This window comes from Candidatus Margulisiibacteriota bacterium, from assembly GCA_018822365.1.
In the GTDB taxonomy this organism is placed as follows: domain Bacteria; phylum Margulisbacteria; class WOR-1; order O2-12-FULL-45-9; family XYB2-FULL-48-7; genus XYB2-FULL-45-9.
Genome location: JAHJKL010000007.1, coordinates 1 through 21,959, shown reverse-complemented (window position 1 = coordinate 21,959; position 21,959 = coordinate 1). Strand labels below are relative to the sequence as shown.

At 51.7% G+C, this 21,959-nt stretch carries 25 protein-coding genes; 16 read left to right on the top strand and 9 right to left on the bottom strand.

The features are described 5' to 3' along the window. The first annotated feature begins 258 nt into the window (after positions 1 to 258). On the top strand, positions 259 to 1,008 hold the full coding sequence (gene larB / locus KKF06_00420; protein MBU1616231.1) for a nickel pincer cofactor biosynthesis protein LarB: 750 nt from the start codon (positions 259 to 261) through the stop codon (positions 1,006 to 1,008). Beyond that, on the top strand, positions 1,005 to 2,189 hold the full coding sequence (gene larC / locus KKF06_00415; GenBank protein ID MBU1616230.1) for a nickel pincer cofactor biosynthesis protein LarC: 1,185 nt from the start codon (positions 1,005 to 1,007) through the stop codon (positions 2,187 to 2,189). The genes larB and larC overlap by 4 nt, the downstream gene beginning before the upstream one ends. Here larC and KKF06_00410 read toward each other — a convergent pair. From KKF06_00410 to KKF06_00380, 7 genes are all read right to left on the bottom strand, one after another. After that, positions 2,186 to 3,826 carry a CTP synthase gene (locus KKF06_00410; GenBank protein MBU1616229.1) on the bottom strand — a complete coding sequence of 547 codons (1,641 nt, stop codon included), beginning with the start codon at positions 3,824 to 3,826 and terminating at the stop codon, positions 2,186 to 2,188. The two genes, larC and KKF06_00410, sit on opposite strands and share 4 nt — an antisense overlap. After that, positions 3,823 to 5,097, bottom strand: a complete 1,275-nt coding sequence (locus KKF06_00405) for a hemolysin family protein (GenBank protein ID MBU1616228.1) — start codon at positions 5,095 to 5,097, stop codon at positions 3,823 to 3,825. The genes KKF06_00410 and KKF06_00405 overlap by 4 nt, the downstream gene beginning before the upstream one ends. Before the next feature lie 7 nt (positions 5,098 to 5,104). Next, on the bottom strand, positions 5,105 to 5,461 hold the full coding sequence (locus KKF06_00400; GenBank protein MBU1616227.1) for a diacylglycerol kinase family protein: 357 nt from the start codon (positions 5,459 to 5,461) through the stop codon (positions 5,105 to 5,107). Further along, positions 5,433 to 5,771, bottom strand: a complete 339-nt coding sequence (gene ybeY, locus KKF06_00395) for an rRNA maturation RNase YbeY (protein MBU1616226.1) — start codon at positions 5,769 to 5,771, stop codon at positions 5,433 to 5,435. The genes KKF06_00400 and ybeY overlap by 29 nt, the downstream gene beginning before the upstream one ends. Further along, the gene (murA, locus tag KKF06_00390; GenBank protein MBU1616225.1) at positions 5,768 to 7,027 is read right to left on the bottom strand and encodes a UDP-N-acetylglucosamine 1-carboxyvinyltransferase; all 1,260 of its coding nucleotides are present in this window, start codon (positions 7,025 to 7,027) and stop codon (positions 5,768 to 5,770) included. Before murA ends, ybeY begins: the two co-directional genes overlap by 4 nt. Next, positions 7,020 to 8,153, bottom strand: coding sequence for a UDP-N-acetylglucosamine 2-epimerase (non-hydrolyzing) (gene wecB, locus KKF06_00385; protein ID MBU1616224.1), 1,134 nt, complete (start codon positions 8,151 to 8,153; stop codon positions 7,020 to 7,022). Before wecB ends, murA begins: the two co-directional genes overlap by 8 nt. A 68-nt stretch (positions 8,154 to 8,221) precedes the next feature. Beyond that, on the bottom strand, positions 8,222 to 9,178 hold the full coding sequence (locus tag KKF06_00380; GenBank protein ID MBU1616223.1) for an undecaprenyl/decaprenyl-phosphate alpha-N-acetylglucosaminyl 1-phosphate transferase: 957 nt from the start codon (positions 9,176 to 9,178) through the stop codon (positions 8,222 to 8,224). 104 nt (positions 9,179 to 9,282) lie between these two features. Here KKF06_00380 and KKF06_00375 point away from each other — a divergent pair, with 104 nt between their 5' ends. From KKF06_00375 to KKF06_00320, 12 genes are read left to right on the top strand one after another with little or no spacing between them, the layout of a single operon-like run. Further along, positions 9,283 to 9,570 carry a hypothetical protein gene (locus KKF06_00375; GenBank protein ID MBU1616222.1) on the top strand — a complete coding sequence of 96 codons (288 nt, stop codon included), beginning with the start codon at positions 9,283 to 9,285 and terminating at the stop codon, positions 9,568 to 9,570. After that, positions 9,561 to 11,516, top strand: a complete 1,956-nt coding sequence (locus tag KKF06_00370) for a V-type ATP synthase subunit I (protein MBU1616221.1) — start codon at positions 9,561 to 9,563, stop codon at positions 11,514 to 11,516. Before KKF06_00375 ends, KKF06_00370 begins: the two co-directional genes overlap by 10 nt. A gap of 13 nt (positions 11,517 to 11,529) precedes the next feature. After that, positions 11,530 to 12,000 carry a V-type ATP synthase subunit K gene (locus KKF06_00365; GenBank protein MBU1616220.1) on the top strand — a complete coding sequence of 157 codons (471 nt, stop codon included), beginning with the start codon at positions 11,530 to 11,532 and terminating at the stop codon, positions 11,998 to 12,000. Beyond that, on the top strand, positions 12,000 to 12,323 hold the full coding sequence (locus KKF06_00360) for a hypothetical protein (protein MBU1616219.1): 324 nt from the start codon (positions 12,000 to 12,002) through the stop codon (positions 12,321 to 12,323). The genes KKF06_00365 and KKF06_00360 overlap by 1 nt, the downstream gene beginning before the upstream one ends. Beyond that, complete coding sequence (locus tag KKF06_00355; protein ID MBU1616218.1) at positions 12,316 to 13,026, top strand: V-type ATPase subunit; 711 nt, start codon at positions 12,316 to 12,318, stop codon at positions 13,024 to 13,026. The genes KKF06_00360 and KKF06_00355 overlap by 8 nt, the downstream gene beginning before the upstream one ends. Beyond that, positions 13,019 to 13,303: a hypothetical protein gene (locus KKF06_00350; GenBank protein ID MBU1616217.1), complete on the top strand. Its 285-nt coding sequence runs from the start codon at positions 13,019 to 13,021 to the stop codon at positions 13,301 to 13,303. The genes KKF06_00355 and KKF06_00350 overlap by 8 nt, the downstream gene beginning before the upstream one ends. Then, the gene (locus KKF06_00345; GenBank protein MBU1616216.1) at positions 13,300 to 15,027 is read left to right on the top strand and encodes a V-type ATP synthase subunit A; all 1,728 of its coding nucleotides are present in this window, start codon (positions 13,300 to 13,302) and stop codon (positions 15,025 to 15,027) included. Before KKF06_00350 ends, KKF06_00345 begins: the two co-directional genes overlap by 4 nt. Then, positions 15,020 to 16,381: a V-type ATP synthase subunit B gene (locus tag KKF06_00340; protein MBU1616215.1), complete on the top strand. Its 1,362-nt coding sequence runs from the start codon at positions 15,020 to 15,022 to the stop codon at positions 16,379 to 16,381. The genes KKF06_00345 and KKF06_00340 overlap by 8 nt, the downstream gene beginning before the upstream one ends. Beyond that, positions 16,365 to 16,964 (top strand): V-type ATP synthase subunit D, encoded by a 600-nt coding sequence (locus KKF06_00335; protein MBU1616214.1) that lies wholly within the window; start codon positions 16,365 to 16,367, stop codon positions 16,962 to 16,964. Before KKF06_00340 ends, KKF06_00335 begins: the two co-directional genes overlap by 17 nt. 1 nt (position 16,965) lies before the next feature. After that, a complete protein-coding gene (locus KKF06_00330) occupies positions 16,966 to 17,541 on the top strand; it encodes a D-sedoheptulose 7-phosphate isomerase (protein MBU1616213.1) in 576 nt (191 codons plus the stop codon). Then, a complete protein-coding gene (rfaD, locus tag KKF06_00325) occupies positions 17,542 to 18,516 on the top strand; it encodes an ADP-glyceromanno-heptose 6-epimerase (protein ID MBU1616212.1) in 975 nt (324 codons plus the stop codon). A 2-nt stretch (positions 18,517 to 18,518) separates the two neighbouring features. Then, positions 18,519 to 19,454, top strand: coding sequence for an NAD(P)-dependent oxidoreductase (locus tag KKF06_00320; GenBank protein MBU1616211.1), 936 nt, complete (start codon positions 18,519 to 18,521; stop codon positions 19,452 to 19,454). Here the strand turns inward: KKF06_00320 and KKF06_00315 are convergent. Next, positions 19,345 to 20,205, bottom strand: a complete 861-nt coding sequence (locus KKF06_00315) for a polysaccharide deacetylase family protein (GenBank protein MBU1616210.1) — start codon at positions 20,203 to 20,205, stop codon at positions 19,345 to 19,347. The genes KKF06_00320 and KKF06_00315 overlap by 110 nt on opposite strands. A gap of 33 nt (positions 20,206 to 20,238) precedes the next feature. Here KKF06_00315 and KKF06_00310 point away from each other — a divergent pair, with 33 nt between their 5' ends. Next, positions 20,239 to 20,754, top strand: a complete 516-nt coding sequence (locus KKF06_00310) for a threonylcarbamoyl-AMP synthase (GenBank protein ID MBU1616209.1) — start codon at positions 20,239 to 20,241, stop codon at positions 20,752 to 20,754. A gap of 35 nt (positions 20,755 to 20,789) precedes the next feature. Continuing rightward, positions 20,790 to 21,731 (top strand): hypothetical protein, encoded by a 942-nt coding sequence (locus KKF06_00305; protein ID MBU1616208.1) that lies wholly within the window; start codon positions 20,790 to 20,792, stop codon positions 21,729 to 21,731. On the opposite strand, the gene KKF06_00300 is transcribed toward KKF06_00305, so the two are convergent. Continuing rightward, positions 21,732 to 21,959, bottom strand: a 228-nt coding sequence (locus KKF06_00300) for a hypothetical protein (protein ID MBU1616207.1), incomplete at its 5' end; no start/stop codon positions are given.

Sequence of the window (21,959 nt, the reverse complement as noted above, 5' to 3'; positions counted from 1 at the left end):
GAAAAGAAGCGTATTCGTGGTTTGGTGGAACAATATGCTCCACGGGCTTATAAATTGCTTTCTGGGACCGAACTGGAAGCTTAAGAATAGAAGTTTTTGGCGGTTCAGAACCAACCTTGACCATGGTTATATTGTAACCTGATGGTATTAACATAATATATCTTGCGAGTTAATTCCTTGTAACAAAGCGGCTTTTCCATGATATTCAAGGCTTTTATCGATTGTGCGACGATTTTTTCTAGGTTATAATTAGCCGCGATGAAGCCAAAACACTACGAAGAGCTCGGTTTCGCCAAAGTCGACCACCAACGGATCCACCGGAAAGGTTTTCCCGAAGTGATCTACTCTCCCGGCAAAACCCCCGAGCAAATTGCCAGGATCGCTCTTAGCATCCACCAAAAAGGCCATAATGTTCTGGCCACAAGAGCTGATCGCAAGGCTTTTCTTGCCGTCAAAGAGAAGCTCAATAAAGCTGTTTATCACAAAACCGCCAGGATCATATCTGTTCGTTGTAAGCTGGAGTTTGTTAATTGTCGGTCAAATATCGCCATCGTAACCGCCGGCACCGCCGACCTCCCGGTTGCTGAAGAAGCGGCAGTCACAGCAGAATTCCTTGGCCGGAAAGTTGAACGGATATATGACGTCGGGGTGGCCGGGATCCATCGGTTGATTAAAAATCTCCCGAAGATCAATAAGGCAAGAGTGGTGATCGTCGTCGCCGGGATGGAAGGGGCGCTCGCCTCGGTCATCGGCGGCCTGATCGATAAGCCGATCATCGCCGTCCCCACTTCGGTCGGCTATGGCGCCAGCTTTAAAGGGCTCTCTGCCCTGCTCACTATGCTTAACAGCTGCGCACCTGGTGTTTCTGTTGTTAATATTGATAACGGCTTCGGCGCCGCGGTCTGCGCTCATTATATTATCAGTAGCCCTCACCCCACCCCCTCTCCCAGAGGGAGAGGGGCAAAAAGCAATAAACTGCGGAAAAATAATAACCGGGGTGAGGGATGAAGATCGCTTATTTCGACTGCTCCTCCGGCCTGGCCGGCAATATGATCCTGGGGGCGTTTCTGGATGCTGGGTTGGACAAAAACTATTTAATTAACCAACTTGGAAACCTGCGAATAAACTTCGCGGTTTCCAGGTTGCAAATCAAGAAAACGAAAAAACACCATATCAATGGAACATATTTTGAAGTAATAAGTAACGAACAACACCATCGCAATCTTGCCGACATCCTTAGGCTGATAAATAGAAGCAAGTTGCCGAAAACGGTCAAAACTCTTAGCGCCAAGATCTTCCGCCGTTTAGCCAAGGCCGAAGCCAAGGTCCATGGCACGACCGTTAATAAGGTCCACTTCCACGAAGTCGGAGCTGTCGACGCGATCATCGATATAGTCGGCACGGCGATCGCTCTTGAAAAGCTGGGGATCGGGGCGATCTATGCTTCACCAATTCCTCATGGACAAGGCTTTATCAAACATGCGCATGGCATCCTGCCAAACCCCGCCCCAGCGACCGCGGAATTGCTTAAAGGGATACCAACCTACGGAATAGAGGTCACCGGAGAGGTCGTCACCCCGACCGGAGCGGCAATAATCAGCACCCTGGCCAGCGGCTTTGGACCGGCGCCGAAAATGGCGGTAGAGGAAATCGGCAGCGGCGCCGGCAGTAAGCCCTTCCCCACTCTCGGGATGCTCCGGGTCTATATTGGCGAAGCGAATTTGCCGACGGAAAACGAGGCAATCCTCGAAATTGAAACAAACATCGATGACATGGGGATAAAAACCCTGAACAAAGCGATCGCCGCGCTGATGAAAGCCGGAGCGCTAGATGCCTTTATCGAGCCGATCCTGATGAAAAAGGAACGGAACGCCAATAAACTGACCCTTCTCTGCCGGCCGGAGAAAAAAGATCAGTTGCTGGCGCTCCTCTTTAAACTAACGACAACTCTTGGAGTAAGAATGTTTCTAGTCAGCCGGGAGGTTTTAAAAAGGAAATTCGTCAGCGTTAGCACCAAATACGGCAAAGTAAAGCTTAAGCTTGGTTTATTGGAAGGGAAAGTAATGACCGCCGCCCCGGAATACGAGAATTTAAGAAGGCTGGCCAAAAAACACCGGGTACCGATCAGTAATATTAATTTGATCTACCCCTCTCCCTCTGGGAGAGGGGCAAGGGGTAAGGGTTTCTAAGCACCCTTCTCTTTAAATAAAGCGATCTGCTCTTCCAGGCGGCTCACCGCCGCTTTGATAAAACCGGCAAAAAGAGGATGAGGACGATTTGGCCGCGATTTGAATTCAGGATGATACTGGGTCGCCAAAAAGAACGGATGACTTGGCAGTTCGATCACTTCCACCAGATCGGCATCGGGATTGATGCCGGAATAGACCAGACCGGCTTCTGCCATTTGCTGGCGGAAATCATTGTTAAATTCATAGCGGTGGCGGTGCCGCTCATCCACTTCATCCCGGTTGTAGAGCTTATGAAGGATCGTCCCCTTCTTTATCCTGCAGGCATAAGCCCCAAGGCGCATTGTCCCCCCCTTATCGATCAAACCCCGCTGTTCAGGGATAAAATCGATCACCGGGTGCTTGGTCTCCGGATCAAACTCCGATGAGTTCGCCCCTTTAAGTTTGCAAACATTGCGGGCATATTCGATCACCGCGCACTGCATCCCGAGGCATAGCCCCAGGAACGGTATGTTGTTCTCCCGGGCGTAGCGGATCGCTTTGATCTTCCCTTCCACCCCGCGCGCGCCAAACCCTCCGGGGATCAAGACCCCCTGAACATCACGCAGGACCGAGTCGATGTCTTCTTCCTCTTCCAGCTTCTCGGCATTGATCCACTTGAGCTCGATCTTGGCCTGATTAGCGATCCCGCCGTGTTTAAGCGATTCAACAATGCTTAAATATGCGTCTTCCAGTTCGGTATATTTGCCGACTATGGCGATCCGGACAGTGTGCCGGAGAGAATGCCATTCCATAACGATCTTTTCCCATTCAGCCAGGTCAACTTTCTTCGATTCCAGGTCCAGGTATTTGACGACGATCTCGCCGACATTTTCTTTTTCGATCGCCAGGGGAACGTCATAGATCGACGGCATATCGGCCAGGCCAATGACCGCTTCTCTGGCAACGTCGCAAAAAAGGGAGATCTTTTCCTTCATTTCGTTGCTGATCGGCTCGCGGGAGCGGCAAACAATAATATCGGGCTGAATACCGATCTCACGAAGCTTCTGGACGCTGTGCTGGGTCGGCTTGGTCTTGAACTCATGGGTGGTATCAAGAAAAGGGATCAAAGTAACATGGAGATTAACGCAGTTGTCCCGTCCCACTTCCTTGCGGAATTGACGGATCGCTTCCAAAAACGGCAGACCCTCGATATCACCAACGGTACCGCCGATCTCGCAAATAACAACATCAAAATGCTGGTTTTTGGTCACCTGGCGGATCCGGTCCTTGATCTCGTTGGTAATGTGCGGGACGACCTGAACTGTCCCTCCCAGATAATCGCCGCGGCGCTCCCTGGTAATAACATTCCAGTAGACCATCCCGGTGGTCACATTATTAGATTTACCAAGACAGACATCGATAAAACGTTCGTAGTGTCCCAGGTCAAGATCGGTCTCAGCGCCGTCATCGGTCACAAATACTTCACCGTGCTGATAAGGGTTCATGGTCCCGGGGTCGACATTGATGTAGGGGTCAAGCTTTTGGATGGTAACGGAGATACCGCGGCTTTTCAAGATCCGGCCCAGAGATGCGGCTACGATCCCCTTGCCTAATGAGGAAACGACCCCTCCGGTAATAAAAATATATTTAGTAGTCATCCTCCAACACCTTCTTCCGCTAATTTATCGGGAAATTTCACTATTTTCACCCTGGCGATCCGTCGGCGGTGGACCCGCTCCACGCTGATCAGCAGGTTTTCGTAATGCACGACATCCCCGACCGACGGAGCTTTCCCCAGCTGACTGAAAACAAACCCGCCAACCGTATCGTAATCCCCTTCGGGGATATCAACTCCCAGTTTCCCGTTAAGATCGTCGATCGATAATTTGCCGTCAATTATTGCCGCGCCGTCCTCAACAGGTTCATAGCGCTTCTCTTCCCGCTCAAATTCATCATGGATCTCCCCGACGATCTCTTCCACCAGGTCCTCCATCGTCACGATACCGGAAGTGATCCCGTATTCATCGACAATGATCGCCAGGTGGGTCCTGGCCGCCTGCATCTCATGCAGAAGTTCGGTCACTTTCTTGGACTCCGGAATGATGAAGGGCTGGTGCATCATTTCCCTGATGGTCGCGGCTTTGTGTTTCTTAAGCAGGTCTTTGGCATAGATCACCCCGATAACATTGTCCATGGTCCCTTCGTAAACCGGGATCCGGGAATGCCCGCTGTCAATGATCAGCCTGGTCAGCTCCTTTAGTTGTTTTTCCACGTCGCAGGCGATCACATCGGGACGCGGGGTCATCACCTCTCTGGCGATCGTATCGCCAAACTCAAAGATCGAGGTGATCATCGCCCGCTCTTCTTCTTCGATCAGCCCTTCCTTCTGACCTTCGGCCAGGACCATTGCGATCTCCTCTTCGGTCAAAAATCCCCCTTTGCCGATCTTCCCTCCGCCAAAAATATAGATCAAGGGCCGGCTGAACAGGTTGGTCAGCAAAGCGATCGGTTGAAAAACGATCTTCAGAACATAGATCACCGGCGCGACAAAAAGCGAGATCAACTCGGCATTGTGGATCGCGATCGTCTTGGGAGTGATCTCGCCAAAAACCAGCAGCAAAAAGGTCATTATACCGGTCGCGATCCCCACCGCGTAGCTGATATTCACCATCCCATGCTGTTCAAAGAAGCTGATCGTCACCGAAGTCGCCAGAGCGGCCGCCCCGGTATTTGCCAGGTTATTGCCGATCAATATTGTCGACAGAAAATCACCGGGCTTTTCTTTTAGCTTGCTCAGCAGTTTCGCGCCCCGGACTTTACGCTCGACCAGGCCTTTGACCTTGATCCGGGACAGGCTGGTGATCGCTGTTTCAGTGGCGGAAAAGAAAGCGGACAGAACCAATAGGACCAAAAGTAAAATTATTTCCATTGTTGCCTCATAAGTTCAAGACCTTTGGCAAAAAAATGACCAACCCGGCGATCGCCGCTCCTCCCGAGATCATTAACACTGCCGCGGCGGAAGCATTTTTCGCCAGCGCCGCCAGCGGATGGGGTTCGGGCTTGAGCATGTTCACCACCTCTTCCATCGCGGTATTGATCAACTCAAACGCAAAAACATTGGAGATCAGGATAATAACGACCAGCCACTCGGCCGTGCTGATCCTGAGCGAAACCGAAGCGGTCAGGACCGCGAACGCCATGACCGAGTGGATCCACATGTTCCGCTGGGAGAGCAGCGCATATTTGACCCCGTCCTGCGCGTACTTAAAACTTCGTATAAAACGCTTCGGCATCTCTCATTTCCCTTCCATGGTCATAACCCAAAATGTGCAAGACCCCGTGAATGACCAATCGCTTAAATTCCGTTCCGTAACTGACCCCATATCTTTTGGCATTCCGCCTGGCCGTTTCTTCCGAAATTATAACATCTCCCAAAAAGCCGGCGCTATCAATTTGAAAAGACAAAACGTCAGTCGGCTTATCTTTTTTCCTGAATTTTTTATTTAAGGCCCGGATCGCCTGGTCATCGACCACCGAAATATCGATCGTCCCTTTAACTCCTTTTTCCTTTATTATCTTTTTAACCAGGGAAACAAGCTTCATTGGTGGTCTTTGATCTCCGCCCCCAGGCCGGTCAATTTGCTTGTAATCTTATCATAACCTCTGCGGATATGATGGTCGCGGTCCTCAATGATCGTCTCCCCCTCGGCCGCAAGACCCGCCAGGACCAGAGCCGCCCCGGCCCGCAGGTCAGAAACCCTGACCGGCGCCCCGGAAAGCTTGGGAACCCCGGTAATGATCGCGCTTTGCCCTTCCAGGCGGATATTGGCCCCCATCCTTTTCAATTCATTAACATGCATGAACCGATTTTCAAAGACTGTTTCAGTAATGACCGAGGTCCCGTTGGCCAGTGACAAAAGAGAGGCGAACTGCGGCTGCATGTCGGTCGGAAATCCCGGGTACGGAAGGGTTTTAATGTCAGCCGCGCTGATCCCCTGCCTGGCAGAAACCAGGATCCCGTCCGGTCCGCAAGCGACTTCGGCTCCGCACTCTTTTAATTTTACCAGAGTCGCTTCCATATGGTCGGGAGCTGCCCCTTTGACCAGAACTTTCCCTCCGGTTATCGCCCCGGCAACCAGCAGGGTCCCCGCTTCGATCCGGTCGGGAATGATCGTGTAATCGACCGGCATTAAGGTGTTGACCCCGCTAACCCTGATCTCTTCGGTCCCCGCCCCCTCGATCTTCGCTCCAGCCCGGTTGAGAAAATTGGCCAGGTCAAGGATCTCTGGTTCGCGCGCCGCATTCTCAATGATCGAATCTCCATCGGCCAATGCGGCCGCCATCATCACTGTTTCGGTCGCTCCAACCGAAGGGAAATCGAGGTAAACCTTGCCGCCGCGTAATTTTTTGGTCTTGGCAATAACAAAACCATGCTCCAGCTGAACTTCGGCCCCCAAGGCTGTCAATCCCTTAATGTGAATATCAACCGGCCGCGAACCGATGGCGCACCCACCCGGAAGCGGGATCTTCGCCAATCCCTTGACCGCCAGGATCGGCCCGATCACAAAAAATGAGGCGCGCATTTTGGTTACCAGTTCATAGGGAGCGACATGACGGACCTGAAAGTTCCAAACATTGACCGTATTCGGGTTCGATTGCGAATATTCGGCCCGCAGGCCAAGCGCCCTAAGGACCCGGACTATCGTCGTTACGTCAGAAAGATTGGGAATATTGCGGATAACCGAGCGCCCCGGAAGCATGATCGTGGCGGCTAAAATCGGGAGGGCGGCATTTTTGGAACCGGAGACAGTGACTTCTCCTTCAAGAGGGCGGCCGCCGTGAATGATCAATTTATGCATTAAATTCCTCTGGACTGCTGTCAGCCGAGCCAAAATATTTGAGCAAAAAATAGATCGTTCTGACCGCCGCCCGGCCGTCGCCGTAAGGGTTGACCGCTTGCGATATTTTATCGTATTCCCCTTTATCCACCAGCAGTTTGGTGGTCTCGTTAACGATCAGCGCTTCATTTGCCCCGACCAGTTTAACCGTTCCGGCCCCCACCGCCTCCGGCCGCTCGGTCTTATCACGCAAAACCAGGACCGGTTTACCAAGCGACGGAGCCTCTTCCTGAACTCCGCCAGAATCGGTCAGGACCAGATAGCTTGCCTTCATCAGGTGAATGAACGGCTCATAGTCCAACGGTTCGGTCAGGACAACGTTCGGCAGGCTCCCTAATGTCTCATTGACTACGTTGGCAACTGTCGGATTTTTGTGGACCGGCAGAACAACTTCTACCTGATCGTGAAAACGCTCGGCGATCGTTTTGACCGCGGAACAGATGCCCCGGAGGGGTACTCCCCAGTTTTCCCGGCGATGGGTCGTCACCAGGACTAATTTTTTCCCTGGGGTCAATTTGATCCCGGTCCGGGCCAGATCGTATTCCCGTCCGGCAACCTCGAACAGGGCGTCAATAACAGTGTTGCCGGTCAGACAGATCGCTTCCCGGTTGACCTTTTCGGCCAGCAAATGATCAAGGGCCGTTTTAGTCGGCGGGAAATGAAGGTCGGCCAGGGAAGTCAATAATTTACGATTGATCTCTTCCGGATACGGCTGCCATTTGTCAAAAGTCCTTAGCCCCGCTTCAATATGGCCCAACGTGATTTTATAATAGAAAGCGGACAAGCCGGCCGCAAAGGCGGTTGAAGTATCTCCCTGGACCAGCAGAATATCCGGCCGCTCGTTCAGGATGATCTCTTCGACCCCGGCCAAAGTTTTGGTCACTATGCTGGTCAGGGTCTGGTTCGCTTCCATAATGCCAAGATCATAGTCGGGCTCGATCTTGAAAATACGCAAAACCTGGTCAAGCATCTGCCGGTGCTGGCCGGTAACTACGACCAGTGTCTCAAGAAATTCCGGATATTTGCGGCATTCGTTGACGACCGGCGCCATTTTGATCGCTTCCGGCCTTGTCCCAAAAACGAACATTACTTTTTTCTTATTCACTTATCTCTCCAATTTCCGCAGCTTGCCACTTAATCCTTATCACTTTCCCACTATCTCTGCAACGACATGATCAACGCGGTCGCGCTAAGCAAAAAACAAACGATATAGATCGACATGACCGCTTCCCGCTGGGTCAGGCCGGCCCTGATCAGAACATGATGGATATGCCGGTTGTCTGCCGCAAAGGGGCTTTTTTTCTCTTTGATCCGGCGCAGGATCGCGAAAGTCGTGTCAAAGATCGGCACCCCCAGGATCAGGAGCGGGACGATCAGGGCAACGACCAGGGTCGTTTTAAAAACACCGATGATCGAAGCGGAAGCGACAATAAAACCAAGCAGATAGCTCCCGGAATCTCCCAGGAATATCGACGCGGGAAAAAAATTATATCTTAAAAAACCAAGGGCCGCTCCGGCGATCGCGATAATAAGAAGGGCAGCTTCAACCTGATGGGTCCGGAGCGCCACAAAAAACAGGGTCCCGGCCGAGATCGCGATCACTCCGGTCGCCAGGCCATCCAAGCCATCGATCAGGTTGATAGCGTTGGTCATCCCGACCAGCCAAAGGATGGTCAAAGGAATAGCGATAAAACCAAAAAGCGGGACGATCCCGTTAAAAGGATTGGAGAAAAAGGTGATCTCGATCCCAAAATATATCGCGACGACCGCGGCCAGGCTCTGCCAGGCAAGCTTGGTCAACGGACGCGATCCCTTGAGGTCATCCTTGAGCCCGGAAAGAAAAACGATCGTCCCGCCGATCAGGACCCCAAAGATCGGCCGAGGATTAAAGCGGACCCCGGTAAAATAACCAAGCAGCAGACCAAAAATAACAGCGGCTAAAAAACCGGCGTAGATCGCGATCCCGCCGATCCTGGGAATATCAGTAGAATGGATTTTCCGGTCGTTGGGACGATCAACTGCCCCTATTTTAAAGGCTAATTTTCTAGCGACCGGTGTGCAAAAAACGGTTACTAGCAAAGCGACAAGGAAGCTTGGGAGAAAAATATGCATCTTGGGATAACATTATATCAGCAACCGGGAGACCAGGTCAAAGAGTTTGTCGGCCGCTTGTCTGATCCGCGCATTTTTGCTAAACTTATCAGGTTATGTCTTTAATGATATTTGAACAATTAACTTCAATTGAGGATAAAGCAAATAAGATCATTTCCTCCGCTGAAAGGGAAAAAACCCTCACAATTATAAATGCCAAAAAACAGGCAGATGACCTGTTGGCCCAAACCAAACAGGCCGCCAGAGAAGAAGCAGCCGCGATCATCGAAGAGGCAAAATTATCCGGGCAACAAGAAAAAACGGCACTTGAGGCCGAGACCGATCGGCAACAGGAAGAGCTCCGGCGCAGTTTTGCCTCAAAGCTTGAAACGGCCAAAAAATTATGTCGTTAATAAAAATGCGGAAGCTGGCCATTATTGGCCACCAGGATTCCCGCGCGGCTTTATTGAACTTTCTCCAAGAAGCCGGAGTGATCCAGGTCACCCCTCTCGCCTTGGGCCAGCCACTGAACAGCGCATCTGAAAATTACGAACTGTTCTTAACCGAGATCAAAGCCGCTATCGGGGTCCTTGACGCCGCGGCCGGAGTAAAAAAAAGTTTTATTGAAAGCTTTGCTCCCTACAAGGAAACGATCAAGCAGGAAGTCTTGGCCCAAACTGCCAGAAAATTTGACTGGCGTCAGGTAATCGCGGAGATCAATAAGATCGAGAACGAACTTGCCAACCTCAAAAACCTGGAAGGGAAATTATTGGCCGATCTCCAGCTGCTGCGTCCCTTTAGCGGGGTTAAGGCCCCCCTGAACTCATTGAACAGCCGAGGAAACCTGATGATCATTGCCGGAAGCTGCCGGACCAAAGCGCTCATTAAATTTCAGACAGCTTTCGCTGCCAGGATCAAAGCCGGAGAGCTGGTGATCGCCGGTCAAACCACGGAAAAAACCTTTCTTTTTGTAGTCACCATCACGGCTGAGGCGGCTGCGACAGCGCTGCTGCTTGACGATCACAATTTTGAAAAGATCAGCCTGCCAATCTCCAAGCTAACTCCGGCCGAGGAAGCTGATCAAATTGAAGCCTTATTAAAAAAGATCGAAACTGACCGGCTTACTTTTAGATCGGAATTAGCTTCGCTGGTCAGACATAAAAAGCAATTGACCTATATTTACGACCACTACCTGCAGAAAAACAATGAAAGATCGGCCAGGGAACGGCTGGCCTATACTGAAAAAGCATTTATTTTGACCGGTTGGCTGCCGCAAGAAAAACTGGATAAGCTCAAGAGCGACCTGGAAAAGCTCGATCCGGCTCTCGCGGCCCAGGAGATCGAACCGGACAAAGGAGAGCAGCCGCCATCAATGATCGAGAATCCCGGCATCTTTCAACCTTTTGAACTGATCACCAAGATCTTTGGCCCCCCCTCCACAACCGATATGGACCCCACCGCTCCTCTATCGTTCTTTTTTATATTATTTTTTGCCCTCTGTCTTTCTGACGTCGGCTACGGGATCCTGCTGGCAGTGGCAGCCATTTACTATAAGAAGACCCTGACCTTAAGCGAAGGGGGAAAAAACCTGCTTAACCTTCTCCTGTGGGGAGGGATCGCGACCGTTTTTGCCGGGATCATCACCGGCAGTTATTTTGCGATCGATCTTAACACCCTCCCCGTTCATTTGAGTGGACCGTTAAAAAAACTACAACTGATCGATCCGGTCAAGAACCCGTTGAACATGCTGATCATCTCTCTCATCATAGGGATCGTCCAGATCATCACCGGCCTGGCTCTTGGCTTATACTGGAAGATCAGGAACGGAGAATACCTTGAAGGGATATTTGATTATGGGCTGTGGATATTTTTTCTGCTCGCGCTGGTCCTCTATGGCACGACAACTGCGCTTGGCCACTCGACCAGCCTCCTGTTCAGCCGTCTCTCGATCGGCGGCGCCATTGCCCTGGTCCTGACCCAGGGGCGCAAAGAGTCGGGCTTGATCAAGAAAGGGATATTCGGGATATTAAGCCTTTACCGAACGACCAGCTTCCTGGGGGATACCCTTTCTTATTCCAGGATCCTTGCCCTGATGATGACCACCTCGATCATTGGGATGGTCATCAATATAATCGCCGACCTGACCAAAGGGAGCGTTCCGCTCCTGGGCTATTTGATCATGGCGGTCGTTTTGATCATTGGACACATTTTTAATCTGGTTATCTCGGTCCTGGGGGCTTTTGTCCACTCGGCCAGGCTGCAGCTGGTCGAATATTTCGGCAAATTCTATGAGGGAGGAGGAAAGCTGTTCAAGCCCTTCCGTCGCGAAACGGTCTATACTATAATAGAAACAAAATAAAGGAGGAAATGTTATGTCCATTGGTTTGGCTTTGGCCCTTTTTGGTGCGGCAATCGCCGCGTTGTTCGGCGCGATCGGTTCGGCCTGGGGGATCTCGATCGCCGCGGAAGCTTCAGGAGGAGTATTAAGCGAGGACCCGGAAAAGTTCGGTAAGGTCTTGGTCCTGCTCGCTTTGCCGGGAACCCAGGGATTTTATGGTTTTCTGGGGGCATTTTACATTATGCTCAAGATCTTTATTGTCGGTGGATCGGCCCCGATATCCCTTTCGGCCGGACTGCAGCTCCTGGCCTCCGGCATTCCGGTCGGTCTGGCCGGTTTTTTCTCGGCTTATTTCCAGGGTCGGGCCTCGGCCTCCAGCATTTATTTTATCGCCAAACGGCCCGATGAGCTTGGTAAAGCAATAATCCTGCCGGCCATGGTCGAGACTTACGCCGTCCTGGGGCTCCTGGCCACCATTTTAATGGTCTCCTGGATCAAGATCTAATGGGGCTTTTGGAGATCGAAGCCAAGATCATTGGCGAAGCTGAAGCCAAAGCCGCGGTTATAAACAGCGAAGCGGCCAAAGAAGCGGCAGAGATCGCCGCTGCGGCAAAATTACGGGCCGGCATCCTTCGCGAAGAATTATTAGATCAGGTCCGGTCATCGGCTGAAGAAGAAAAAAAGGCGATCGTGGTCCCGGCCAGGCTTCTGCTTAAACAACGCCTGCTGGAAGAAAAGCACCGCCAGCTTGACCGGCTTTTTGCGGGAATCGACCCGGCAGTCAGAGATAAAAAGGAAAGCGAGGTTGTCAAACTCCTCTATGGTTAGATTTGCTTTTGCGATCGGCCGGATACGTTCCCTTGAGACGCAGCTGCTTGACGAAAGCCGCCTGCTCCGGTTGGTCGACGCCCACGACCTTAACGCCGCTTTCCTCATTTTAAGAGAGATCCCTTTCCATGCCGCCGAGATCGACAAGCTCGATAATTCCTTTGATTTTGAATTGCTCCTGAAAAACGAACTGGCGGCGACCAAAGCGCTCATTGATTCCTTTGCCCCGGGGGACGAATTGATTAAAGCCCTGTGGCAAAAAAACGACTCCAACCTGGCGCTGATCGATTATATTGAGCTTTTGGAAAAGAGCGCGAGCCGCTTGGGGAACCCCCTTTTTAGCCGGTACGTTGCCGCTTATGCCGCGCTGAACCGTTTGAAGCTCGATCTTCTGTCCGGGACCCATGAGCCAAACGCGATGATCGAACGGTTCCGTTACACCGTTTACGCCCGGCCGGTCGCCATTGGGCTTGAAGAGCTTAAAAAAAGCGGGAGTCTCTTTGGCCTGGAACGTGAAATAGACAACTATTTAATGATGATCATGAAAAACGCCAGGTACCTCTCGTTTGGCATTGAACCGCTGCTCGGCTACCTTTTTGCCCGCGAGCACGAGGTCAGGATGCTTCGCCTGGTCCTGACCGGAAAACTTCTCCAGGTCAAAGTAGACCAGCTTCGGGAAAGGCTGAGGACAACTTATGTCTAAGATCGCTTTTCTCGGGCCAAAAGAGATCGTTACCCCGCTGGCTGCAAGCGGGATCGATATTTTCCCGTGCGATTCGGTCAGCCACTCCTGCCAGAACCTTTCGGCTCTGCTTCACAAAAAAGAACATAGCATCATTTTTGTCACTGAAAGGCTGGCAGCCGAGATACCGGAAACGATCAAAGAAGCGGAGAAAAAAGAGATCAATGTCGTCCTGCTCCCCGACCATCGGGGAAGCATCGGCTTATTCAAAGAATTAGCGGAAGGATTATTAACATGATAAAAAAAGTTGCCGGGCCCCTGGTCATTGCCGAATTATCTGGAGCAAAAAAAGCCGATCTGGTCTTTGTCGGGACCCAACGCCTGATCGGCGAAGTAATCGAACTTCGCGGCAGCAGCGCTTCGATCCAGGTTTACGAAGAGACTGCCGGACTTAAAGTCGGCGATCCGGTCGAATCGACCGGCGCCCCGCTTTCGGTCGAACTCGGGCCCGGCATGATCGGCGCGATCTTTGACGGGATCCAGCGGCCTCTGGACAAGCTCAAACTTAAAGCGGGGGCTTTTATCCCGCGGGGCCTCTATGTTGACCCCCTCTCCCGGGACAAAAAATGGACCTTTGTTCCGCTGGCCGCTCCTGGCGATGAGGTCAAGGGAGGGGATATTTTGGGGACCGTCCAGGAAACTCCGCTGGTCAGCCATAAGATCATGGTCCCGCCGGGAGTCGCCGGAAAGATCGAAAAGCTCAACAACGGCGATTTCACGATCGAGGAAACGATCGCCGTTATCTCCGGGAAACCGGTCACGATGCTGCAAAAAAGCCCGGTCCGCAAACGACGCCAGCTTGGCAAAAAAGAGCCTGTCTCTGTCCCGCTGGTCACCGGCCAGCGGGTAGTCGACACCCTCTTCCCGATCGGCAAAGGCGGCGCGGCCTGCGTTCCCGGGCCCTTTGGCGCCGGCAAGACCGTGATCCAGCACCAGTTCGCCAAATGGTCTGACGCCGATATCATTGTTTACGTTGGCTGCGGCGAACGGGGGAACGAGATGACCGATGTGCTCAAAGAATTCCCGGAATTAAAAGACCCCAAATCAGGCCGGCCGCTGATGGAGCGGACTATCCTCATTGCCAACACTTCCAACATGCCGATCGCCGCCCGCGAAGCCTCTGTCTACACCGGCGCCGCGATCGCCGAATATTTCCGCGATATGGGATACCATGTCGCACTCTTCGCCGATTCAACCTCCCGCTGGGCCGAAGCGTTGCGCGAAATGTCCGGCCGCCTTGAAGAGATGCCGGGCGAAGAAGGTTACCCGGCCTACCTTGGCTCCCGTTTGGCTGATTTCTATGAGCGGGCCGGCTCCGGCCGCTGCCTGGGAAGACCCGAACGACACGGTTCGCTAACTATTATCGGTTCGGTCTCCCCTCCCGGAGGCGACCTGTCCGAACCGGTCGTGCAAAATACCCTGCGGGTCGCTAAAGTTTTCTGGGGACTGGACGAAACTCTGGCCCACAAGCGGCATTTCCCGGCGATCAACTGGCTTCTCTCCTATTCACTTTATGCCGACAACCTGGGGCGTTATTTCAACGAAAAAGTCTCCGAAAATTTCAACCAGCTCCGCCAGCAGGCAATGAGGCTCCTGGCCCAGGAGGCCGATCTGGAAGAGATCGTCCGGCTGGTCGGGCTTGAATCGATCTCTCCCAGGGAGCAACTGGTCCTCTTTGTCGCCAAATCACTCCGCGAAGATTTTCTCTACCAGAGCGCCTTTGACCCGGTCGATCAATATTCCTCGCTTGGCAAACAGCATCTGATCCTGCAAACGATCCTGGACCTGCATCAGCTGGGAGAAAAAGCGCTGGCCGACGGAGTGGAGATCGAAGCGATCAGGAAGATCGGGACCATGGAAAAGATCGCCCGCGCCCGTTTTTCAGCCGAAGCGGAGATCAAGACCACCAGACAACAGCTAAGGGATGAATTCAATAATTTAAGGAGCGGGAAAAATGGTTAAAGTCAACGAGATCGCCGGACCGCTGGTCCTGGTTGAAGGGGTTAAAGGGGTCGCTTATGATGAATTGGTCGAGGTCAAACTGGCCAGCGGCGAGGTCCGGTCGGGAAAAGTCCTGGAAGTGCTTGACGATAAAGCGCTGATCCAGGTCTTTGAAGGGACCGAAGGGCTGGAGATCAACAATTTAACGTTTCGTTTTAGCGGCCGGGGGCTTGAGCTGCCGGTCTCCCGCGATATTATGGGTAGGATCTTCTCCGGCCTGGGCCGGCCGCTCGACGGAGCGCCGCGGATCCTGCCGGAAAAAAAGCTCGACGTTAACGGTTCGCCGATCAACCCGTTTGCCCGCGACTACCCGGACGACTTCATCCAGACCGGGATCTCGACCATTGACGGGCTCAACACCCTTTCGCGAGGGCAAAAGCTCCCTATTTTCTCGGGATCCGGCCTTCCCCATTCGCGCATTGCCGCGCAGATCGCCCGCCAGGCCAGCGTCAAGAACAAGGACGAAAAGTTCGCCGTAGTTTTCGGCGCGCTGGGGATCACCTATGAAGAGTCGGAGTTTTTTATTGCCAACTTCCGCAAGACCGGAGCGATCGAAAACTCCGTCTTGTTCGTTAATCTTGCTTCCGACCCGGCGATCGAACGGATCGCCACGCCGCGCCTCGCCCTGACCGCCGCCGAATATCTTGCCTTTGACCTGGAAATGCACGTCCTGGTCATTATTACCGATATGACCAACTACTGCGAAAGTTTGCGCGAAGTCTCGGCCGCCCGGCGCGAAGTTCCGGGACGCCGGGGGTATCCCGGATATCTTTACACCGACATGGCCACTTTGTACGAACGGGCCGGCCGGATCAAGGAGAAGAACGGTTCGATCACCCTCCTGCCGATCCTGACCATGCCGGACGATGACAAAACCCATCCGATCCCCGACCTGACCGGCTACATTACCGAAGGGCAGATCATTTTGGGACGCGACCTGGAACGCAAAGGAATCTACCCCCCGATCGACCCGCTCCCGTCGCTCTCGCGCCTGCGCGACAAAGCGATCGGTCAGGGACGAACACGCGAGGACCATGCCGGCGTCGCCAATCAGCTGTTTGCCGCCTACGCGCGGGGCCGGGAGGTCCGGGAACTTGTCGTCATTTTAGGTGAAGCGGCCCTCTCCGAGATCGACAAGAAATATCTTCAATTCGCCGACGAATTTGAAAATAAGTTCATCCGCCAGAGCGAGAACGAGAACCGGACGATCGAAACCACTCTCCAGATAGCCTGGTCGCTCCTCAAGATCCTGCCGCGCGAAGAACTTAAACGGATCAAGGATGAAATAATCGATAAATATGCGGATCAAAGTTAACCCGACAAGAATGGAGCTCCTCCGCCTCCGGCGGAGGGTTTCACTGGCCAAACGCGGGCACAAACTGCTCAAGGACAAGCTGGACGGCCTGATGCAGCAGTTCCTCTCGACCAAAAAGAAATATCTTACCCTGCACGCCGATCTTGAAAATAAACTGGTGGCAATATTTAACAAAGCGATCTTTGCCACCGCCCTTTCCCAGCCAGGCGAGGTCTTCACCAGCCTTCCCACGACCAGGATCAAAGCCTCGATCAGGAATATGATGGGGGTAAAATTACCGTCATACGCCTTGAACATCGATGGGGAAGCCCTATATTCCAATCTTAAAACTACGGTAGAATATAAGGAAGCGGCTCAGGGATTTTCCACCCTCCTGCCGGACCTGGTCGCCTTTGCCGCCCTTCATCAGTCGCTCCGGCAGCTTGCGGTCCAGGTCAGGGAGACCAGGCGCCGGGTCAATGCCCTGGAATACGTCGTTATCCCGGAGCTGGAAAGAGGGGCCCGTTCGATCGGGATGAAACTCTCCGAACGGGAACGAAGCACGCGGGTTGTCCTGCTCAAGATCGCCAAAGGAGGGAACTGATTTGCAAAAGACAATAATTGACGAAATAAAGGAAAGCATTGAGGTCAAGGACCAGGTCATCAAAAAACTGGTCCCGCAGATCGAAACAGCCGCAAAAACCATGATCGCGGCTCTCCAGGCGGGGAATAAAATACTCTTCTTCGGCAATGGGGGCTCGGCTGCCGATGCCCAGCATTTGGCCGCGGAGCTGGTCAGCCGCTACCGGAAAGAACGATCCGCCCTACCGGCCATTGCCCTGACCACCGACACCTCGATCATTACGGCGATCGGCAATGATTACAATTTTGACGTCATCTTTACCAGACAGATCGAAGCACTGGCCCAAAAAGGGGACATTACTTTTGGCTTTTCCACCTCCGGCAATTCAAACAATGTCTTTTTGGCCATGAAAAAAGCAAAAGAGATTGGCTGCCGGACTATTGCCCTATTGGGATGCGGCGGCGGACGGATCGCGGACGCCGTCGATCTGTCGATCACGATCCCTTCACAAGCCACCCCCCGGGTCCAGGAAAGCCACATTTTGATAGGCCACATTCTTTGCGGCCTGATCGAGAACGCAATGTTTGGAGGAAATTAAATGAAATTTATTGTTACCGGCGGAGCCGGATTTATCGGCAGCGCTATGGTCTGGAAATTAAACCAGGCCGGAGAAAACGATATTTTGGTCGCCGATCATCTGGGCGCATCGGAAAAATGGCAAAATCTGAACGGCAAGCACTTTGCCGATTACCTGGAAAAAGATGTTTTTCTCGAAAAGCTGCTGGCGGGTAAATTTGGCAGTGTCATTAAAGCGGTCTTTCATATCGGCGCCTGTTCCTCCACGACCGAAACGAACGCCAGCTATATGATGGGAAACAATTATCACTACTCCAGGCAACTGGCGCAATGGGCGCTGGCCAAGAACATCTCTTTTATTTACGCCAGTTCAGCCGCGACTTACGGCGACGGAGCGCTCGGCTACTCCGACGACGACGCAACTACCATGAAGCTCCGCCCGCTCAACATTTACGGTTACTCCAAGCTCTTCTTCGACCAATGGCTCCTGCGGAACAACCTTGGACACAAGGTCGTCGGGTTGAAGTATTTTAACGTTTTTGGCCCTAACGAATACCATAAGGGTGAAATGCGGAGCGTGGTCTTAAAAGGATACGAACAGATTAAAAGAGACGGCAAGATTAAGCTTTTTAAGTCTTATCGGAGCGACTTCGCCGACGGAGAACAAAAGCGTGATTTTATTTACGTCAAAGACGTCGTCGATCTGATGTATCAGCTGTACTTAAATAATAAGGTCAGAGGGCTCTTTAACCTGGGGAGCGGGACCGCCCGGAGCTGGAAAGACCTGACCGGCGCGATATTTGCCGCCCTGGAGAAGAAACCACAGATCGAATACATTGAAATGCCCGACAATTTAAAGGATAAATACCAGTACTTTACCGAAGCAAAAATGAACAAGCTGGCCGCCGCCGGGATCAAATTTGCCCCAACCCGATTGGAAGAAGCAGTTTCTGATTATGTCCGGTCATATCTTGAGCCGGGGAACCTGCACCTTTAATAATGAAGATCTTTATTACCGGGATCAGCGGTTGTGTCGGGCATTATCTCTTTGACGAACTGAAAAACAACCCAGATTATCACTTTTTTCTGCTGGTCAGGGACCCCAAAAAGCTCCGTTTCTCCTATCAGGACAACCCAAGAATAACCATTTTACCCGGGGAAATGATCAATATTTTGGACCACGCCAAGATCCTGGCCGAAATGGATGCCCTTATCCATCTGGCCGCCGACTGGGGAGGGAACCAATCGAATTATGAATACTCCGTCGACATGTTGAACTCGCTTGATCCAAACAGGTGCCAAAAAGCGATCATTTTTTCGACCGCCAGCATTCTGGGAGACAACAACCAGCTCAACCCCCTCGCCGGAACGATCGGGACCCACTATATCAGAGGAAAATACCAGCTCTTTAAACGCCTGCCCGACCTGGCAATATATCCTAAATGCGTCACCCTCTTCCCAACCTGGGTCCTGGGGGGGGATCGGCAGCATCCGTTCTCTCATGCCTCCAACGGGATAATAGGACTGGCAAAGTGGCTAAAATTCATCCGGTTTTTTACGGTCGACGCAGCTTTTCATTATATTCACGCCCGCGACATCGCCCGGATCGCGAAGTATGTTTTTGAACATAACGTTAAAGAAAAAATGCTGGTCTTAGGCAATGAACCGATCAGCGCCAGTAATTTCTTAAAAGCGGTCTGTCAATATTACAAAGTTCCGGTCTATTTTCAGCTCCCCATCCCCGTCTGGCTCGTCAAAGGAACAGCCCGGCTTTTAGGAAAGAGCCTGCATCCCTGGGACCTGTATTGCTTCGAGAAAAAACATTTTATCTACCAAACAGTTGACGCGGCCACTTTTGGATTGCCGACCGATCTTCTGGCCCCGGCAGAGGTAATCCAAAGTCTTGACTCTCATAATAAGACGACTCCGGCTTGATCGTTTCCATCCGCAGGACGATCACGCTTTTGATCTCTTCCGTACCTGTTGGAGTTTTCTTTAACGCCAGCGCGTAGCGGCCGCTTTGCCTCATCAACTCTGAGATCGTCACAAACTTGAATCCTTTCTTTTTTAACGGCCTGATAATATAAGGAAGGGCATCGACCGTCTGCTGGCTGATATCGTGCAAAAGGATGATGTCTCCCCCATTGATCCTGGCAAGGACCCGCTCAGCGATCGAGACCGGGCTTCTCATCCCGGTTTTAGAGTGATAAAAATCATCCCCATTGACCGACCACATTACCACCGTGTAGCCAGCTTTCTGGATCGCCAGACTCTTGGAGCGGGGAAGAAACCCGTGCGGCGGGCGAAAAAGGGTCGGCTTGACCCTGCCATTGGTATAACCACTGATAATATCGCTGGTTAACTTTATTTCATCAAGCATTTTCCGCTCGGTCACCCAGTTAAGCCGGGAATGATAATAAGTGTGGTTACCAATCTCCTGACCGCTGGCGACCAACGCATCCAGCACCTCTGGTTTGGCTACTACTTTTTTCCCGACCAAGAAGAAAGTCCCTCGTATGTTTTCCCTTTTCAATTCATTTATTACCTTATATGTATAAGGATCGGACGGCCCGTCATCAAAAGTCAGGGCGACCAGCTTGGGGACGCTCCCCCTGGCAATGATCGATGCTTTGCCGGTTCCAACAAAAAGATCTAAAATTATGATCAAGGTGACAAGCAACCGCATAGTTTTGATATTTTATCATGTTATACTGATATCATGTTTGAAAAGGCAATACAGATATTAACTTCCGGCGGGGTTGTCGCCTTCCCAACCGAAACGGTCTACGGGATCGGCGCTCTGCTTTACAGCCGCAAAGGTATAAATAAAATATACAAGTTAAAAAAACGGCCGAGAAATAAACCGCTGCAAGTTCTCGTGTCATCACTGGCTGAAGCCAGGAAATTAGCTGAGTTTTCGCCACAAGCGCTAGCCCTGGCCAGGAAAGCATGGCCTGGGCCCTTGACCCTGGTCTTGCCCTCGCTCAAGGGGAAAAGAACGATCGGGTTAAGGGTGCCGCGACATCCGCTGACTTTAAAGCTCTTGAAATTGACCGGTCCGCTCGCCGCGACCTCGGCCAACGAGTCGGGAGAAAAGCCCGCACTAACCGCTTTTGAAGTTATCGCCGCTCTGCCAGAACTTGACCTGGTGATCGACGGGGGGAAAGCCAGGTTGGGACAAGCTTCAAAAGTCATCGATTTTACCGGTGTTGAACCTAAAATCACCAGAAAATAGTTGAAATATTATATATTATTTTTCGAGATACGATCATGGGGCATCTTTATCCTCTTTCAAGCAGTCCACGAGTTGTTATGCACTCGGCAAAATACGGACAAAGAAAGATCAATTTACCGGCGGTAATCAGCAGACAGTTGCGGGATCAAGCAAATTGCAGCCAATGGACTATCTGTTTAGGAGAGAAGACATTCTTTCTCCCTAAAGGAAGAACGATATCGGTCGGCGGAGAAGAAAGCTGCGACATATACTTTCCAACGATGGCCGACAGATCAATTTATCTTGAAATATCCATTGATAATACAGGAAAAGACCTGGTCGCTATGCCGCGTATATTGGAATGCAAAACGATCACGCAAGGGACCAAAACTATAATTAATCTTACTTCTTGGACCGAAACAACCTCCAACCACGCTCTTTCCCTTTCTACCATTTCTTTATCTTTGATCAGGAAGAGTCCCCTTGCCCCCCCCTTCTCCCGGGAAAGAAGCAATGTGTGCTTTGTTTCCCCACAAGTTGAGCCAGCAAAACCGACAGAACAAGCCGAAAAACCAGCCAATACTGACGAATTAAGCATTTTTCTTGAGCAATTCTGTCAAAGCCGAGCCGGGCAAATCAAAACAAAAAACTATTTGCCGATCATCTACCGGGGCCTTGCGACCGGAACAGCGATCAGTGCCTTGCTTTATCTTGGCAGTGTTTCAACCGCTCAGACAGTTTTAGCCGGTATTTTAGGAATTTTCTTTATCGGCAGCCTGATCAATTACACGTTATCTAACGCCCGATTTCGGGAAACTGATGAAGCCTTGCTTAATCGCCTAAAAGAGGTTAACTGCGAATCGATCGCTGAAAGCCTGCGCCTCATGGAGCGAGACTCGCGAAAAATTATTATGAGCCAACTTGAAGCCGCTTTCCCTGAAAAGGCCTATGCCGTTAAAACCTATCTCGACGCTATCAGCAAAGCGATCCTGGGCTAATTAAAAACTCAACGAAATCTCGTAATACTGCGCTTCTTCCACTTGCCCGGTCGAAGAGTTGAACTGCTTCTTATAATGAGTAATCAGACTGGTATTCGCGTTAAGCTTATACGCGACATCGGCCCCCATCACCGCCCCCTGCTCCAACGAGAGCGAGCGGAAATCAACAAAATTCGGTTGGCTGTAATACCCCCGAACTGAAACCTGGTCGCTCAATTTCGCGGTCAG